Origin of the sequence: Paenibacillus chungangensis (assembly GCF_042675905.1) — a bacterium.
Taxonomy (GTDB): Bacteria; Bacillota; Bacilli; order Paenibacillales; family Paenibacillaceae; genus Pristimantibacillus; species Pristimantibacillus chungangensis.
Genome location: NZ_JBHTJZ010000045.1, coordinates 1 through 985, shown reverse-complemented (window position 1 = coordinate 985; position 985 = coordinate 1). Strand labels below are relative to the sequence as shown.

1 protein-coding gene is annotated in these 985 nt (G+C 49.3%); it reads left to right on the top strand.

The genetic code is table 11. The annotated features are described in order from the left end of the window. Positions 1–404 precede the first annotated feature (404 nt). On the top strand, positions 405–985 hold a 581-nt coding region (locus ACFQ2I_RS19490; protein WP_377567213.1), incomplete at its 3' end, for a reverse transcriptase domain-containing protein.

Here is a 985-nt window from a genome sequence, read left to right as displayed (position 1 = left end):
GGTGCGCCACGCATGGCGCGTAGCTAGGCGGTGAAAGTCCGCTATGGGGGCTTGCAGTTGCCAACCATTAGCCAAGAGCAAGGGTGTCCATCGCGAGGTGGAATCTGAAGGAAGCTGGCGGCAAAGTCCCGACCCGAGGAACACGAATCGTATCAGGCATCCAAAGTGGGATGAATCTGCCGAACAAGATGAAATCCAATAAACTGCACGGACACGAGGATGTAAATACGGCGGGTACATGGGATGAAAGTTACGCGTCTTACCGTGGGAGGTCTCACGGACGCATGAAGCACATTTGCAACATGCGGTTGAAACAAGATTTGTCGTGAGAAGTCAGCAGATACCATAGTAGTAACGCGGTCGACAGCGTTATGAAGGGTTGAACCTAAGGAGGTGTTTAGTGAATGAATGTTACCAAAGTCGGGATAAAAGAAAGCAGAATACCTTGCTGTAGCAAGGGCTACCCGCAAAGAGATAGTGCGGAACACGAAGGGTATGCGGGAGCGCTTACCGACAAGCGGATAACTGAAAACAACAACACCAACGCCAACAGTCGAGGAAGTGAGCTTTTAGAGAGAATCTTGAGCCGCGGCAATCTTAACGAGGCCTACAAGCAAGTGAAGAGGAACAAAGGCTCGCACGGGGTCGATGGGATGAAAGTGGAGCATCTTTTGCAATATCTCAGAGACAACGGAGATAAACTCGTAAAGCTGGTTCTGGACGGGAAATACCACCCAAATCCGGTCCGCAGGGTTGAAATACCTAAGGATAATGGAAAAATGCGTACGCTAGGAATTCCAACAGCAGTAGACAGGGTGTTACAACAGGCCATCACGCAAGTGCTATCGCCCATCTTCGAACCACAATTCGCTGAAACAAGCTATGGTTTCAGACCCAAGAGAAGCGCTCATGATGCATTGAGAAAGTGTAAGGAATACGCAAATCAAGGATACACCTATGTCGTCGACATGGACTTGGAGAAATT